The sequence below is a fragment of the Psychrobacillus sp. NPDC096623 genome (assembly GCF_044762655.1).
GTDB lineage: Bacteria > Bacillota > Bacilli > Bacillales_A > Planococcaceae > Psychrobacillus.
Map to the genome: position 1 here is coordinate 599,100 of NZ_JBIWER010000001.1, position 16,704 is coordinate 615,803.

The 16,704-nt window shown below is 37.2% G+C and carries 14 protein-coding genes and 1 pseudogene; 2 read left to right on the forward strand and 13 right to left on the reverse strand.

The genetic code is table 11. The features are described 5' to 3' along the window. Positions 1–61: 61 nt before the first annotated feature. From ACIQX2_RS02920 to ACIQX2_RS02935, 4 genes are all read right to left on the reverse strand, one after another. Positions 62–3,409, reverse strand: a complete 3,348-nt coding sequence (locus ACIQX2_RS02920; protein ID WP_402846771.1) for a S8 family serine peptidase — start codon at positions 3,407–3,409, stop codon at positions 62–64. 1,118 nt (positions 3,410–4,527) lie between these two features. After that, positions 4,528–5,448 carry an S-layer homology domain-containing protein gene (locus ACIQX2_RS02925; RefSeq protein WP_402846773.1) on the reverse strand — a complete coding sequence of 307 codons (921 nt, stop codon included), beginning with the start codon at positions 5,446–5,448 and terminating at the stop codon, positions 4,528–4,530. A 137-nt stretch (positions 5,449–5,585) separates the two neighbouring features. Further along, positions 5,586–5,741 (reverse strand): YwzD family small protein, encoded by a 156-nt coding sequence (locus tag ACIQX2_RS02930; protein ID WP_402846775.1) that lies wholly within the window; start codon positions 5,739–5,741, stop codon positions 5,586–5,588. A gap of 108 nt (positions 5,742–5,849) precedes the next feature. Continuing rightward, the gene (locus ACIQX2_RS02935) at positions 5,850–5,996 is read right to left on the reverse strand and encodes an HNH endonuclease (protein ID WP_402846777.1); all 147 of its coding nucleotides are present in this window, start codon (positions 5,994–5,996) and stop codon (positions 5,850–5,852) included. A gap of 311 nt (positions 5,997–6,307) precedes the next feature. Between ACIQX2_RS02935 and ACIQX2_RS02940 the strand changes: the two genes are divergently transcribed. Continuing rightward, complete coding sequence (locus tag ACIQX2_RS02940) at positions 6,308–7,534, forward strand: hypothetical protein (protein ID WP_402846779.1); 1,227 nt, start codon at positions 6,308–6,310, stop codon at positions 7,532–7,534. Between the two features lie 75 nt (positions 7,535–7,609). Here the strand turns inward: ACIQX2_RS02940 and ACIQX2_RS02945 are convergent. From ACIQX2_RS02945 to ACIQX2_RS02975, 7 genes and pseudogenes are all read right to left on the reverse strand, one after another. Beyond that, positions 7,610–7,747: pseudogene (locus ACIQX2_RS02945) on the reverse strand (S-layer homology domain-containing protein); the annotation flags it as partial. Between the two features lie 311 nt (positions 7,748–8,058). After that, positions 8,059–9,381, reverse strand: a complete 1,323-nt coding sequence (locus tag ACIQX2_RS02950) for an MFS transporter (RefSeq protein WP_402846783.1) — start codon at positions 9,379–9,381, stop codon at positions 8,059–8,061. 57 nt (positions 9,382–9,438) lie between these two features. After that, positions 9,439–10,617 carry an acetyl-CoA C-acetyltransferase gene (locus tag ACIQX2_RS02955; RefSeq protein ID WP_402846786.1) on the reverse strand — a complete coding sequence of 393 codons (1,179 nt, stop codon included), beginning with the start codon at positions 10,615–10,617 and terminating at the stop codon, positions 9,439–9,441. 25 nt (positions 10,618–10,642) lie between these two features. Next, entirely contained in the window at positions 10,643–11,398 is a 756-nt protein-coding gene (locus ACIQX2_RS02960) for a 3-hydroxybutyrate dehydrogenase (protein WP_402846788.1), read from the reverse strand. Continuing rightward, a complete protein-coding gene (locus ACIQX2_RS02965) occupies positions 11,395–12,357 on the reverse strand; it encodes a 3-hydroxyacyl-CoA dehydrogenase family protein (RefSeq protein WP_402846792.1) in 963 nt (320 codons plus the stop codon). Before ACIQX2_RS02965 ends, ACIQX2_RS02960 begins: the two co-directional genes overlap by 4 nt. 89 nt (positions 12,358–12,446) lie before the next feature. Continuing rightward, on the reverse strand, positions 12,447–13,103 hold the full coding sequence (locus ACIQX2_RS02970) for a 3-oxoacid CoA-transferase subunit B (RefSeq protein WP_402846795.1): 657 nt from the start codon (positions 13,101–13,103) through the stop codon (positions 12,447–12,449). After that, positions 13,087–13,773 (reverse strand): CoA transferase subunit A, encoded by a 687-nt coding sequence (locus ACIQX2_RS02975; RefSeq protein ID WP_402846797.1) that lies wholly within the window; start codon positions 13,771–13,773, stop codon positions 13,087–13,089. The genes ACIQX2_RS02970 and ACIQX2_RS02975 overlap by 17 nt, the downstream gene beginning before the upstream one ends. Before the next feature lie 177 nt (positions 13,774–13,950). On the opposite strand from ACIQX2_RS02975, the gene ACIQX2_RS02980 reads away from it, so the two are divergent. Next, positions 13,951–14,550 carry a TetR/AcrR family transcriptional regulator gene (locus ACIQX2_RS02980; RefSeq protein ID WP_402846799.1) on the forward strand — a complete coding sequence of 200 codons (600 nt, stop codon included), beginning with the start codon at positions 13,951–13,953 and terminating at the stop codon, positions 14,548–14,550. Positions 14,551–14,895: 345 nt separating this feature from the next. Here the strand turns inward: ACIQX2_RS02980 and ACIQX2_RS02985 are convergent, their stop codons facing one another. Further along, positions 14,896–15,825: a transketolase family protein gene (locus ACIQX2_RS02985; protein ID WP_402846800.1), complete on the reverse strand. Its 930-nt coding sequence runs from the start codon at positions 15,823–15,825 to the stop codon at positions 14,896–14,898. A gap of 5 nt (positions 15,826–15,830) precedes the next feature. Then, positions 15,831–16,667 carry a transketolase gene (locus tag ACIQX2_RS02990; RefSeq protein ID WP_402846802.1) on the reverse strand — a complete coding sequence of 279 codons (837 nt, stop codon included), beginning with the start codon at positions 16,665–16,667 and terminating at the stop codon, positions 15,831–15,833. Between the last annotated feature and the right edge of the window lie 37 nt (positions 16,668–16,704).

Sequence of the window (16,704 nt, forward strand, 5' to 3'; positions counted from 1 at the left end):
TATGGATAAAAAAGTACCCTATTCGATGTTTCCATCGAATAGGGCATTAACTTCTTGTTTCTTACTTATTATTCCCTTTTCCTGTGTTCAACACAGTCACGCCGAATGTAAGAGTATGCTCACCATAAGTAACAGTAATCGTTGTATTACCTTGACCTTTTCCTTTTACAACGCCTTCTTTTACAGAAGCTATCTTATCATTCGCAACTTTGTATGTTGCAAGTTTTGTAACATCTTTTTCAGTTGTTTTACCGTCAAATGTTGTTACTTCAGTAATCTTGACCTTCACTTCTTTACCGATTCTAGTTTCAACTTGAGCTTGATCGATTTCTAGTGTTACCACTGGCACTAATTCTTTTTCATAAATTAATGATTCGCCAACATTTCCAGCAGCGTCTTTAATTACGACGGATACAGCATCTGTTTCTGCTGTTACTGGGAATGTGAAGCTACCATCTTGATTTAATTCAAATGCAACTGGAGCCTGTGCTTCACCGTTTACAGTTGCAATGTAGGAAGCTTTTAATTTGTCATTTAAGTTGTAATCTAAACCATATTTAGATAATTCAGCATTATAATCGATATACTTGTCTGTTACTTTACCTGTAGCTACACCTTCAACTACCGCACCTGAAATTGCTGGTTTTGTTGTTTTAACCACAACCGGTCCAACATAATCTGAAACCACTCCTGAAGCTGCAAGACCAGTGAAGTCAATTGTGTATAGACCATCTGGAATTGTTGTTGCAGGTGCACTGCCCCATGGTTTATACTGACCAGCAACGTTCAGCGTGTAAGAGCCTTTTCCAAGTGCTGAGCCTGAGTGTAGATAGCCAATATATCCGTCCCCGTATTCCCCGCCTTCAGGATTCATAATATCCCAAAGCTCGATATAGTTCGTTGTTACATCTCCAGTTAAAGTAAATGAAAGAACGCCTGAATCTTTGACTCCATCTCCGTTAAAGGATAGGTCTGTTTCTGTAATCTTGAAATCTTTTAATTCAGTTGCTGCCACGCCACCAAAGTCAGCTGCGAATGGCAGTGAAATTTCTGAATCCCCACCGTTAATGTGGATATAACCTAGAATTTCAGAACCGTTTGGTGCAGTTGCTTGAGAAGCAGTTAAAGTAACGTTTAGAACCTGCTCACCAGCAAGATTGAATATCGGCTTATCAACCGTTACCTTTGCATCACCAAATGATTTTTTTACATCAACAGTGACGTTATAGTTGCCACCATTCCCTTTAATGTCTTTAACTTTAATTTGTTTCGTTACAGAAATATTACCGTCTTTAAGTGATTGTGGACCGAAAGTAACTGTCCCTTTCAAATTATCCACAATAGTGCCAGTTCCATCTAGCACTGCAGTATCTAATGCGTACGCTAGAATTTCTGGATGAGCAGCTGCATAAGCATTAACACGCCCTGCACCTTGTGAGAATACATCATACTTCGCAGTATCTAGAATTTTTGCAGTATTAGAAAGTGCTACTTTCACATCGAACGCGGTCCAATCAGGGTTTGCTTGTTTAACAAGTGCAGCGATACCAGCGATATGCGGTGTTGCCATAGAAGTACCTGTTTTACGGTCATATGCTTCACCGTAAACAGCGTCAGGAAAATCTGTTTTGTACATTGGGATCGTTGACATAATGTTTGTTCCAGGTGCACTTACATCTGGCTTAATATCAAAGTTTGGTGTAGAAGGTCCACGTGAACTTGATGAATTCACATCATCTCCAAGTGTTTTCGTGGAAGCAAACTTACCAAAGCTTACTTTTGCAGTTCCACCTGCTAATGCAGCGCGGATTGCATCGCCATCTGTTACGGACATATCAAATGTTGGTAAGAATGCAAATGAATCGCCAAGGAATGTACCCGAAATGTTCGGTGCATTCGTTCCACCTGCAAAGTTATGAATTATTGTTGCAACTGCTCCATTTGCCTTTGCGTTTGCAATTTTATCGACAAATGCGATACTACCACGAGATATCAATGCCACTTTTCCGTTTACATCGATTCCTTCAAAGTCTTTTACTTCTCCGTTTCCAGGAATAGCAACTAGGTCAAACTCCCCTTGAAGTTGTGTTGCTAAATCTTTTCCAAAAGTTGTTCCCATCAATGGCAGTTGTTTTGTTAAGTTGAAGGGTCCAACTGTCACATTCACTTCGCCATTATGCATTGTTTCTGGATTTGTCGTGTTACCTACTGCTATCCCTAAACGAGCAGTTGCAGGAGTTCCCATCGTTCCACGATTCGGACCAGAGTTACCTGTTGCAATTACTCCAATTGTTCCTGCGATCATTGCGTTATTAATTGCGAATGAACCGGCGTCTGTTTCAGAGTTAGCCCCACCACCAAGTGATAGATTGATAACGTCCATTTTTTCTATAACTGCTGTTTCAATAGCTTTGACAATTCCGGAAGTAGCTCCACTCCCATATGCTCCAAGAACACGGTATGCGTAAAGGTCTACTTTTGGAGCAATCCCTTTAATACCGAATTCGTTCGCACCGATAGCTGCAATTGTTCCCGCAACATGTGTACCGTGAGAAGTGTAGAATGAGCTTCCGTTTGCATTAAATTCAGGTGTCCCAGCTGGACGCTCTGAAGGTAAAGTTTCTGATGCATCGTCATCTGCACGCGGTTTTGCGTAAGTGGATGAGTTAGGAATAAAGTTCTTTCCACCTTTATAAATTCCAGCGAACTCAGGGTGGTCTGCATCAATACCAGTATCCAATACCGCTACTTTAACCCCTTGTCCTTCAATTCCTTCGTCCCATAGCTGTTCAATACCTAGGAACGAAACACTTGTATTCATTTGTGCTTCTAATGTTTCATCTTTTATAAGTTCAGATGATTTCGTCGTATTATCTTCTGATGCATAAACCGTTGCATCAGGTTCGATTAATGTAATTCCTTCTACTGTAAGAAGTTTCGGAAGGTCGTCTGCCTTAACAGTTACCGCAAATCCGTTTAACACAGTATCGAACGCGTATCCTTGCGTCATTTGAACCTTTTTAGCAGTTAACTCTTTTTTTACTTTTGCTTGCTGTGCTTTTACATTTGCACGAACTTCATTTGCTCGAGCATTGGAGAATTTTTTTCCTTTTACTTGGCTCATCCCTTGCTCTAGTGCTACAGGCTTCTCAGATAAATGAACGATGACTGCGACGTCTTGATTGCCTGATACGTTATGTAAGCTTTCGTGAAGGGTTGGACCATCTTTAGACAAGCTCAGCTGTTCAGCGATAGCCGCCTTTAGTTGAATCATACTTTCACTTTGGCCATTCTGCTTGAATGGTTTTGAATCTTCAGCACTAGCACTTGAGATTGGAACCAATAAAGAAAGCACCATAATCAAAGCTAGAATACTACTAAAAAACTTCGTAAACTTAAAATTTTTCAAATCTCATTTCCCCTTTGTTTCTATTTTTCACACTTTTCAGTTTAGTGTGACATTACCAATTTATCACAAGAAAACTAATTCGAATATCGAAATTTCGAATTATTCGAAAAAATTGATAATTAGTATTAGTTTATTAAATATAAGTTAAATCTATCTACCTAGTAATCTAATAAAAAAAATAGAACTTTCAAACGAGAAATGACTTACAGTAATTCATTCATAGATTCAATCTATTCTATAATTTTCTTTGTTTCGTCAATTGCTACAGAATAACCCCCGGTTAATAAAAAGCACTACTTGCTCGATCAAGCTTGCGTTGAGAATCCTCCGAATCATTTAATAATCTCGTAACCTATGCTATTCCCCATCTCCGGCACAAAAGACACATAATAACGAATGTGCCTTTAATGCTACTATTTTTCTTTATCATTCTGAAGAAACTCCTGTACGAATGTATCATCATTTAACTTTGGATAGGCTGCGTAAACTCGGTCTATTTCTTCTGCTTGACATGGGCTAAGTATTCCATGATTAGCTAAGCACCAATTCCCATGCAGGAGCCCTTGTCTACTCAGCACTTCATTGATCCCAGCAATACTTCCTTTAAAGGCATTTTTTGAATCAAAGAATGCTGAATTTGCATCTGTTACATTTTGAGCAATAGAAAACCAACGCTTATCAAGTTCATTATGAAGTCGAGCTTGTTTTAGGTGGCGACTTCTGCGGGATGAGTAAGACAGATGAGATATTATATACTTCTTTTTAAAAAAGCCGCCCTTTTAAAAGGACGGCATGTGTAACTATTTTATTTTTCTCAAAAAGGTAAGGTCTTTCTAATATTCACTCAACCCATTATGAGGATAAAACCTTACAGGCAAATTACCTTTATCTGTATGAGCTATAAAGTGATATACCAATCGGTCGTATTCTTTCTTTGTATAAACCAATCATACACTTTTTCGGAAGTTGTTTTCTGGTAGTTTATCATCACTTTTGAATGAAACTGTTTAAAGTCTTTTAATAGAATGTTAGCAGCTTCGTCCTCTGTTAACTCAAAGCTACCTCCACCAATATTATCAAATTCATATGCAGCAAGTTTCCAGTCGGCAGAGGATTTTTCAAATTACTGTTTTAACAACAATACGAGAAGGAGTATTTTCAGCAATTTCAAATCGATAATTTAACTCCTGTGTAGGATTAGCGAATATCATCATGTCACACTTTGTGCACATCTCATTATATCCAGTCTTTAAATAATCCTTCACAAAAGGAGCCGTTCCAAAATCCAACAATTCATTTTGCACCGTTTCAAAGGGACTGTTCTTCACTTTATGCATTAACATCGTATTACCAATCCGATTAGGGACACGATATATTAAGTCAAAGATTTCATGCTTCGATAATAGTGGGTCTGAGTCTGGCACGGGGATAACCCTAGAGTTTAACGCTCGGTGTAAAAATAAAGAATAATGAGCGCGAGTAATTGGCTCGCCCGGCATAAAATCCCCTAATTTCCCTTTTGTTATCCCATTTGCTGCTAACGCCTGTACATGTAAATAGCCCCAGTAAGCAGACGATACCTCATTAAAATGATGGAAATCAATAATACTCAAATCAAATGCAATATCCATTACCTTTGCCATTTCCACACGAGTAATAGATGCATCAGGATTGAAATTACCTTTATTATCCCCACTAAAAATTCCAGCATGAGTCAATTTCATAATAGCTTCGTAGTTTGGGTGATTTAGTGGAACATCCTTATATTTAACTTTTGAAGATGTAACTTCCGGAAGAGTTAATGCTTTATCAAGCAATGCTGCTGCGTGCTTCCGAGTAATTTTTTCGTTCCGACGAAATGTACCATCTGGATATCCATTTATGAATCCTTTATCTCGGAGTTGCATAATCTCCTCATAGTTTGGATACCCTTTTTTCACATCAATGAAAGATTTCCCTTCAGCAAAAGCAGTCGGACCAACCAAGGCAAAAGCTATCAATATCCCAAAACAAATTATATATTTTGAGAAAAACTTCATCCAATACCTCCTCGTTTAATTAATGTTAATTTAATTATAACATAATTAACTAAAAATTTAGATAATAAAGATTAATTGAAGCTTTTAAGCTCTCTAAAACAAAAAAACCGCTCTTTTTAAAAGAGCGGTCAGTTGATTCATTCATTATTATTTACATTATCGAGCAATACTTTTAATTGAGTAGACAACTCCTCGATTAATTCGCTTGCTTTGATTGTTTTATTTTCATTTCCTAGTGTATAACCATATTCTAATATTTTTTTAAATTCTTCCTTTATTTCTAACGCTGTCATTTAATGCTCCTCCTACATCAACATTGTTCTTCATTAATTGTAAATCAAATTTCGTCTATTATAGCTAATGTCGCTAAAAGTTAATAATCTTGTAATATTTAGAAAAGCTTATCGGTAGCCACTTCCGCCACCCCAAATTTCTCGTCCTCCAGTGTGCCCAGTATTTTGATGTGTTTCTACATTTACTAGTTGAAGGACTCCAGGGTCTTCACTGTGTTGCCAGTCATAGCCCGCAGGTGTTGTACCTGATGCCAATGCTTGTACATCTAAATTTAGTTTTATTTGCTACTTGAAAATGGGTATATATCCTGTAATCCTGTTATCTTACGGCGTTTTGGTATTTGTCGACAATCTTTTCAAGTAATGTCGAACAAATTACATTCACAAAAAGGAAATTATATAGTATATTAGTAACTCATTAATTGACTGATTTTTTAGAAATCAAATAAATGATAGGAAATTAGATTAATAATAATTACTTTTATCCTTACTTTCATGGCACAAAATGTATTGTATGTAACTATTAAGGATATAATAAGAGAATTCTACAGAAAAGGAGTTAGTCTATGAAAAGTGATCGAAGTATTTTACAGTTAGGGTTAGTTTTTCTATTTGGAGGTTTTACTTGTAGCAGTTTATTAAGTCAATTTAGTCCAAAAGCACTCATTCTACCATTAATACTTATTATATTTATATTTTTATTTCGTAAAACTAATTCTATCCAGCTTTTTTGTAATCTTATTATTGCCTGTCAATTAGCATTTGTGATTACACATATTTTTTCTAATTTAACTGCTGTTTGGTATAGTATATCCGCATTAATAACATTCGTTTTGTTGTGTTTGATAACAGATTTGATTAGAAATAGAAAAGTTACTGATTCAATTACTAATAGCTTACTTGCTGCAGGTGCCGCGAGCGTACTAATTATGAGCATTCAAGATCACTTTTTGTTTGACTATATCATTTTGTCTTACCCATGCGTTACTGCCTTTATATATGTAATATTAAGTAGCAAAACAACTTATGGCATTAATATTCTTGCAAGTAACATCGTTATTACATTACTGATCTCTTATTTCCTTATGGCTAATTTGTCCATTAAGCTTGAGTTTGCTGTGATCGCAATTTCTTGGGTATCCATTTTATTCATTTCATTCATTTCAAATAGCAATTCGAATTTTGACCTTAAGTTATATTATCGCCGCTTTCAAAAGAAAAGAAGACATCTTAAATCGGATATTTTCACTTTAAAGAGTAAACTCGACAATGCTAACAAATTGAGCAATGAAGAATTATTTAGCGTGATTCTATCTCTTAAAAACATTAAAATGGAATACAAGCTTACAAGTTTGATGAGTGGTAATATATCAAGATTTAATTTGCACACAAAGGTAAACGATATGAAAACAAGTGCATGGTTCCTCGTTTTCGTGGCATATTTGGTTGTAAGCATAGCGATTCTATATATGGCTAACTTAGCTATAAACGATCATCTCATTATATTATTATCCGCTACCATAGCCTATCTGATTCTTGCACCATACGTCATTATGTACTTCTTAAAAAATAGAATGGTAGAACATATAAATTCAACGATTATAAATCCGTTCAATCAGCTAATCACCGAAAGAAATGAACTGATTATGTCAATAGAAGAAATTCTTCTGGACAGAGGTTTTTCAAAAAGAAGGTTAGAAGAATGTGAAGATTTGAGTTTAGAAAGAAATGAAATAATGGAAAATCAGCAAGAGACTTTAAATAATGTAAAACTCATGGAAATTGAAATTTAGCTATTTAAAAGCAGCCTGGAATGCGCTGCTTTTTTGTGTATAAAGGTTTGAAAAATCATTGCATACTTGAAAAGTTTACAAAGATTTTAGCTGCATGTATGGAGCAACTTTTCCTGCCTTAAGTCCTAATGTATTTGCGATAATAGAAGTAGCTTGTTTACGCGTTATTTTGTCGTTTGGCTTAAACGTACCGTCCGTATATCCATTCACTACACCGAGAAGTCACTACAATCATTTCTCGGGAAATATATTTCTGAGAAAGATGTAACTTAGAAACTATTTCCACATGGGATACGATTTCAAACATTGCTGCCAGTGTTTACTCTCGGTTTGACGCTGGTTACTTGCGTTCACACGGCGAATACTCTCTCTAGAACGGACATTACTCTCGGACCCGCGTCGAATACTCTCGCTCGGGCTGGATTTACTTGCGGAACCCATTTAATAACCAAAAATATAACTCTCCATTCGCCCAGTCGGACGTAAGGAGAGTTATAAGGCTTGATGCATAGTTGAAATTACAGTTACAGTGAAGTTTCAGTCTTAATATTTACTCTAGTAAGCTTTCCTTCTTTTCGTTCTGTTGATAATTTTAAAGTCATTAATGTGATTGCTCCTATTATAAGTAGTCCTGCAATGATGAACATTCCAGAAGTAAAGGCTACAGATCCTAAAATCATTGGCCCTACAAAACCACCTAATGCTGCAAATGAATTAACTACTGCAATTCCAACTGGAGCAGTTGAATCTGTAAAGAAGAAAGTTAAATATGCAAAGAAACATCCAGTAAATCCATACAAGCCCGCAGATGTAATAGCTAGCATAAGAACCATCATAAAGACGCTACTAGAAAATCCACATCCGATAAATCCTAAAACTGAAATTAGGAAACAAACAAGTAAGTGGTTTTTATACGCATTTGTTCTGTCCGCATTCCATCCGACGAACAAAATAGCTGGAATTCCTACAATAGATGGGATCATAGCTAACCAGCCTATTTCTAAGTTTGTTGTAGCAGTAGCGGATAATGATTTTATAATCGTTGGCATCCAAAATGACAAACCATAGATTCCAGTATATGCTGCAAAATAAAGTAGAGACAGCTTCCAAATTTTTAAGTCTTTTAACATTTCTAATTTAGATACTTTATTCACTTTCTTGCTTGCTTGTCGCTCGGCTTCAAGCTCTCCCTCTAACCAATCCTTTTCTTCCTGAGTTAACCATTTAGCATTTGTTGGTCGATTAGTCATATAAAATAGAACTACGACTCCTAAAATAAGAGCAGGAATACCTTCTAGAATAAACATCCATCTCCAGCCGGACATACTTAACCAAGCAATATTATCTAAAATCCATGTAGACAATGGTGCACCTATCAACCCACCAATTGGTAAAGCTAGTAATAGTACGGCAGTTGCTTTTCCTCTTTCACGATTTCTGAACCAATAGGTTAAATATAAAATAACTCCTGGGAAGAAACCTGCTTCAGCGACCCCCAATAAAAACCGTAGAATATATAAATGCATAGTTGTTTGTGCAAATCCAGTTAGTATAACTACAATTCCCCAAGTTAGCATAATGCGGGCAATCCAAATTTTCGGACCTACTTTATGCATTATCATATTACTAGGTACTTCGAAAAAGAAATAACCGATAAAGAAAATACCAGACAGAAGTCCGAAAACTTCAGCAGTTAACGCTAATTCAGCGTTCATTTGTAAGGCTGCATAACCAAGATTAACGCGGTCTAAATAGGCAATAATATATAAGATTAAGATAAATGGAAGGATACGTATCATCGTTTTACTTACTACTCTTTTTTCGAGTGCATTCACTGTTGGATTCATTAACTAAGATCCCCTTTGTAAGGTAATTTTTGCATTTCATTTTCCCATCCTATTTTTTTAGTTCACATTTTCTAGAATTATCGCAATACCTTGACCCCCACCAATGCAAAGCGATGCTAAACCATAACGGACATTTCGTTTTTTCATTTCAACTGCTAAAGAATACGTAATCCTTGTCCCACTTGCACCAACCGGATGCCCCAATGCAACGGCTCCACCGTTAACGTTTACTTTTTCCATATCAAGACCTAACTCTTTTACAACCGCTAACGACTGAGCTGCAAATGCTTCATTTAGTTCAAATAAACCAATATCATCTAAAGTTAAACCAGCTTTTTCTAAAGCTTTTTTACTCGCAGGAACTGGACCAATACCCATAATAGAAGGGTCAACACCTGCTACACCCCAAGAAACAATCTTAGCTAATGGCTTTAAATTATGTTCATTCACATAAGCCTCAGATGCCAGTAAAACGGCAGCAGCTCCATCGTTAATCCCACTTGCATTACCCGGGGTAACCGTTCCATCTTTTTTAAATGCTGGCTTTAATTTAGCTAAACCTTCCATTGTTGCACCATCTCGAATGTATTCATCCGTATCAACAACAACATCGCCCTTTTTACCTTTAACCGTCACCGGTGCAATTTCCTCAGCAAATCGGCCATTGTCTCTAGCTTGTACAGCTCTTTCCTGTGATACGACTGCAAATTCGTCCTGTTCTTCGCGAGAAATATCATATTTTACAGCTAGATTCTCAGCTGTCATTCCCATACCGCACCCAACGTATGTATCCGTTAAAGTGTCCCAAAGCATATCCTCTACTAGAGGTGCTTTGTTTGGTGAACCGAAACGAGTTCCTCTTAATACATGGGGAGCTAAACTCATACTTTCCGTACCTCCAGCAACAATCACATTCGCATCCCCAAGTTCAATTGATTGTGCTCCTGAGACGATAGACTGCATACTAGATCCACAGAGTCGGTTAAGTGTAAGTGCACTTGATGATTCAAGCATTCCACTTTTCAGACCAATATGTCTTGCTAGATAAGCAGAATCCCCACTAGTTTGTATAATATTTCCGACAATAATTTCATCGATATCTGAAACAGGAATTCCACTTCGTTTAATAGCTTCCTTTGTTGCTATAACGCCTAGATCAATATCACTTACATCCTTCAGAGAACCTCCGAAGCTTCCAAAAGGTGTTCTTGCTCCATCAATAATGTATGTTGTCACCTGTTATTTCCCCCTTGTTTTTTTATTACATTCCACCTGAAATACTTAAATGCTCACCTGAAATTCCGCTTGCTTCATTGGCTGAGAGATACACTACCCCCGATGCAACCTCTTCCGGTAATATAAGTCTGTTCATCGACTGTCTTGGATAAAGAATGGTTTCCAATGCTTCCTGTTCTGTTTTGCCAACCTCCATCAAATCATCTAGCTGTCTTTGAAGGAGCGGTGTGCGAACAGGACCTGGTAAAATAGAGTTCACAGTAATATTAAAAGGAGCTCCTTCTATAGATGTCACACTGGTTACACCAATTACACCATGCTTCGCTGCAACGTATGCAACCTTCTCAGGGCTCGCCATCTTCCCATGAACAGATGAAATATTAACAATTCTGCCAAACTCTTTTTCTTTCATAAACGGGAAAACATGCTTAGTCATTAAAAACACACCCGTTAACATGACACTAATTAGTAAATCCCACTTTTCTAAAGGAAACTCATCCACTGGTGCTCTATGTTGTAACCCGGCGTTATTCACTAGTACTTCAATATATCTTCTTTCATCAATAATAGATTGAATGACTGCTTGAACACTCTCTTCGTTCGTCACATCTAGTGCAATTCCTCTAGCGTTCTCGCCTAATTCACTTGCTGCCTTTTCTGCTGCCTCTTGATTAAGATCTGCTACAAAAACAAAATCATTTTGAGCGACAAATTTTTTGGAAATAGCATAACCCAATCCACCCGCTCCACCGGTTACAATTACTGTTCTTTGTTTACTCAAGTAGTGATTCCCTCTTTTACTTTCAAATTTGAATGTGTCGTAAGTAGGTGTCTAACCAATTCAGCATCTCGATCGATTACAAAACCATCAAAACTTTTACCTGGATAGTCATAGAAGCCTTTTCCGGATTTAACACCGATAGTTCCTTCTTCAACCTTTTGTTCAATTTTTTTAAAGGATCTGACACCAGACTCAATTTCCGGCTGAAGTCCATCCATTACAGCTTTCCATACATCCAAACCTCCGAAGTCCATAATTTTCAGAAGTCCACTTGTCGAAAAACGGAATCCCGGTCCTTCAAAAATAGCGGTATCAAGATCCTTTTCAGACACCACACCATCTTCTATTAAGGAAAGAGCCTCTCTCACCATCGCAGCTTGTATTCTATTCGCAACGAGTCCAGCAACCTCTTTTTTCACTTCTATTGTTACTTTGTTTTTTTTCTCCAAAAAGGTTTTAACTTCATTGAAGACTTCATCGCTAGTATCACTTGATCTTAAAAGTTCTACTAATGGAACGATATGTGCCGGATTAAAGAAGTGCGTCAATAATGTTCGATCCTTATGTTTCGTCACATGTCTTGTAATATCTGAATACTTTAAACTAGAAGTATTTGATGCCAGTATTGTTTTTGCTTCACAAATTTCATCTAATTCCTTGAATATATTTTGCTTTAAAGTTAAATTTTCGGTGACACTTTCAATAACTAAATCGGCATTTGCTAAATCTCTGAAATCTGTCGTAAAGGTAATATGAGACATAACCTCTTCGTCTGTAAATCTAATATCGTAGCCTTCAGCACGAAACAAATTTAAATAAGTGTTGAATTTACCTTTTGCCACTTCTAACATTTGTTCAGAAATATCTACTAACTTCGTTTCTACTCCATTAATTGCAAACTGAAAAGCAATACCAAATCCCATCGTCCCTGCACCGATAACTCCTACTTTTCTGATCAAGCTGTTCATCCTTTCTTAAAAGAACATTATTGCAATTATTAATGCTTGGTATCTCCATACCTAAGCCAACGGATGAGTTACCGTTACTCCTAATTGATCTCTACGGGAGTATTTAAATACTCCAATTGGAAGCCAATCTTTTCACTTAATTCCTCAATGGAAATAGGCTCAATCAACTCTACTACTCTAGGTCCTTCCTCTGTAAATTTAAAAACTGCATAATCAGAGACAAATAAATCTACTCTACGAATTCCACTAGTTTTATACGTCAGTTTGTTCACTAATTTAGAAGTTCCATCTTTTGCAAATAGTGTGGCTGCTACAATAACTTTTTGAGCCCCAGTTACTAAGTCCATTGCTCCACCAACACCTAAGATTGGTTGGTTTGGAACAGCCCAGTTAGCAATTTCTCCGTTAATATCTACCTGAAGGATCCCTAGTACTGCGACATCTACATGGCCACCTCTGATTAACCCAAAGGAATCAGCACTATTAAAAAAAGATGCACTCTTCAAATAAGTTACTGGTTCTTTTCCTGCATTGATCAAATCGATATCTAGATTTTCTTCCGTTGCTAGCGGCCCCATTCCGAGTAGGCCGTTTTCTGTCTGTAAGAAAACCTCCTTATCCTCTAAGTACTCGGAGACTAAAGTTGGGATACCTATTCCTAAATTGACTATTTGACCGTCCTTTAATTCTTCTGCAATTCTTTTAGCAATAACATGTCTTTTATCTTGACTCAACATATTCACTCCCTACTTTGGAATATTTACTTTGAACAACATAATCCACGTATGCATGAGGTGTGACAATATATTCTGGATCTAAATCTCCTACTTCTACAATTTCATCTACTTCAGCAATAACAATTTTCCCGGCAGTAGCCATCATTGGATTAAAGTTTCTAGCTGTCGTATGGTATATCAAATTTCCGAGTCGATCCGCTTTAGCGGCTTTAATAATTGCGACATCACCTTTAATCGCCTTCTCAAAAATATATCTTTCTCCATCTATTACTCGTTCCTCTTTACCTTCTGCTAATTCGGTTCCAACAGCAGTCTTTGTATAAAAGCCACCGATTCCGGCTCCACCACAACGAATAGCTTCAGCTAATGTACCTTGTGGTAATAATTCAATCTCCAATTCCCCTTTTGACCAAGCAATTACTGCTTCTCTATTAATAGAAAAGAATGAACCTATTGCTTTTTTTATTTTCCCTTGGATAAATAGTTTATGTAAGCCCTGGCCAAGATCCCCCAGGTTATTACTCACTACAGTTAAATCTGTAATATCCGTTTCTAGTAGTTCATCAATTACAGTTAGAGCTGTGCCCGATAAACCAAACCCTCCCGATAAAATCTGATCCCCACTTTTAAACAACTTTCGAATTTCATGCGATTCAACAACTTTATCCATTTTCATCCTCCTATTGTTTAATACGGTCTCAGGTAAGCGCTTTCTTTTTTCAATGTATTGAAATAGAATTAAAACTATCATTCTCATTAGTTATTATGTTTATTATTTTAAAACTAGACCGTGGTCTAATATTATAATTATTGATACTATTCTGTCAATATACATTGGAGGAATTTTATGACTAAACTAGCGAAAAAACAGCTTAGGGGAGAAAAAACCAAGAAAAAGATTTTAGAAGTTGCTTTAAAGCTTTTTGCAGAAAAAGGATTTAATAAAGTGACTGTTGACGCTATAGTAAAGAAAAGTAATACGTCAAAAGGTTCCTTTTATCAGCATTTTAGGACAAAATCAGATGTTTTCTTAGAGCGATTTAAAGAAGTTGATACGTTTTACTTGGAAGTATACAAATCTTTCCCCCCCAACATGGACCCGATCGAAAAACTATCTATTTTCACGCAGAAATTGATGCGTTTTTTAGAGGATGAGATGGGGAAAGACTTGATGAAGGTTATATATAGTGCCGCATTGGAATCGGACGAGCATACATACTTTTTAGAATCCAATCGTTATCTTTTTAAAATCCTGCGCGGATTATTAGAAGAAGCTATTGAAAAAGATAGAATCGATCCAGCGTTTTCAATAGATGATTTGTTAACGATGGTTACCCAAGCCTATATGGGAGCAATATATCATTGGGGATTGCAGACTACAGATAGAAGTTTAGAGTCGTTTTCTATACCGCTTATGCAAACTTTACTGAAGGGTGTTTCCAAGTAATTAATTTTGTAGGTACCGGGTACTTTTATTTCACAAAAGGACGTCCTGAATGTGTTTACTTGCGCTCGATTGGTGAATACTCGCTCTCGATCAGGTGGTACTCTCGGTTTGGGCTTATTTACTCTCGGTCTCTCTTTGTTTACTCCCTTGAGGGAGATTTACTCTCGGAGCCGGGACGGTTACTCTCGCTCAGGCAAGATTTACTCTCGGAACTGGAGTTTATTCCATTTTATGACCAAAAAAATAACTCACCTTTCCTCCAATTGGATGAAAGGTGAGTTTTTAAACTTCAAAAGTACATTTCCCTGCTCATTTGCGGGAGAGGCTATTGGCTGTAGTTTAATATCAGAAGAGTTTGCTACTCAGCGCAACTATGGACTTTCTAATTTTCTCCACCGAAAGTCCGCTTGCCTCTAGCAACTCCTCATCCGTCCCACAACCAAAAAAACTATCGGGAACACCAATTCTATAGAGTCTCTTTGGTAATTCTTCCGATAAAATTTCTGAAACGATACTTCCAAGTCCACCACGTATGTAATGTTCCTCCACAGTTACTACTAGTGGAACTTTTCTAGCACCTTCCAATAACAATTCTTTGTCAAATGGCTTTAATGTCGGAAAATGCTGGTGAGCAATTGACATATCTTCCATTTGTTTAATAGCTTCAGCTACTCGGTTGGTCATGCTCCCAGTAGTTACCATTAAGACGTCTGTACCTTCCCTTAGCGTTTTACCCTTGCCGATTTCAAACTCCGAATCAGGTAAAAATAAGGGTATCGTTTCATCTCTAGTTAACCTTAAATACATAGGTCCAGTATTTTTATGCATGGCGTTCATAGCAGCTACTGTTTCGCCAGCATCGCCAGGGGCAATGACAGTCATATTTGGAATTGTTGTCATGATGGCTATATCGTCTAAAGAATGATGCGTCTTACCAGTGTTGCTTGTAAGCAATCCACTATAACTGCCAACTAACTTTACATCGAAATTGGTCTGGGCAACACTTATTACAATTTGGTCCAACGCTCTTTTCGTTAAAAATGTGGCAAAGCTGCACACCCATGGCTGAAACCCTATCGAGGCTAAACCAGCTGCAACGCCAACCATATTTTGTTCCGCAATCCCCATTTGTAAAAAGGAATCTACTGTTTCTTTCTCTATAGAATCTAGACGCGTTGAGTTTCCAAGATCTCCATCTAGAGCAAGAACTTTGGAATCATCTTGTGCTAATTGCGCCAAGTGCTTTCCAAATTGGTCACGTACACTTATCGACATGTCGTTTACCCTCTCTCTTCTAGTTCAGTTAAAGCCATAATATACTCCTCATCATTTGGAGCTTTAGAATGCCAAACATAATTATTTTCCATAAAATGAACACCCTTACCTTTTGTCGTATTGGCAATAATCGCTTTAGGACGACCATTCCGCATACTCTTCACTTCAGTTAACACATGTATTAAATCTTCCATATAATGCCCGTCTACTTCCCATGTGTCAAATCCAAAACTGTCGAATTTTCTTTTTCCATTACTCTCTGGTTTCATTCTGCCATGACCATTTTTCCAACCATATTGCTGCAGACCGTTTTGATCCATAATAACTATCAAATTATCTAACTTATATTTTCCTGCTATATTTGCCGCTTCCCAAATTTGACCTTCCTGAGATTCTCCATCTCCTATCAAACAATACACACGTAAACCTTTCTTCAACCTCTTCGCACCAATTGCTATACCAACCGCCGCAGATAAACCCTGTCCCAAAGAACCTGTTGACATATCTAGCGCATCTAACTTGGTCATATCTGGATGTGCCTGTAGACGTGATTCATATTGGTCGAAGGTTTTAAGTTCCTCTTCGGAAATGTATCCCCTCAGTGCAAGTGTCGCATATAGCCCCAATGCCGTATGCCCCTTTGATAAAACAAATCGATCTCTATCCTCCCATTTAGGGTTAGACGGATCGATAGATAAGTGATAAAAAAATAGACTAACTAAAATATCCGCACAGGATAGAGACCCACCAACATGCCCCTGTTTTTTATAATAGGCAGTAGATAATATCCTTTTTCTAAGTACTGTAGCTGTCAGCTTTAGTTGTTCAATCGATTGTACCAATGAAATACCTCTCCTTTAAAAATAGGTAACCCTCTTC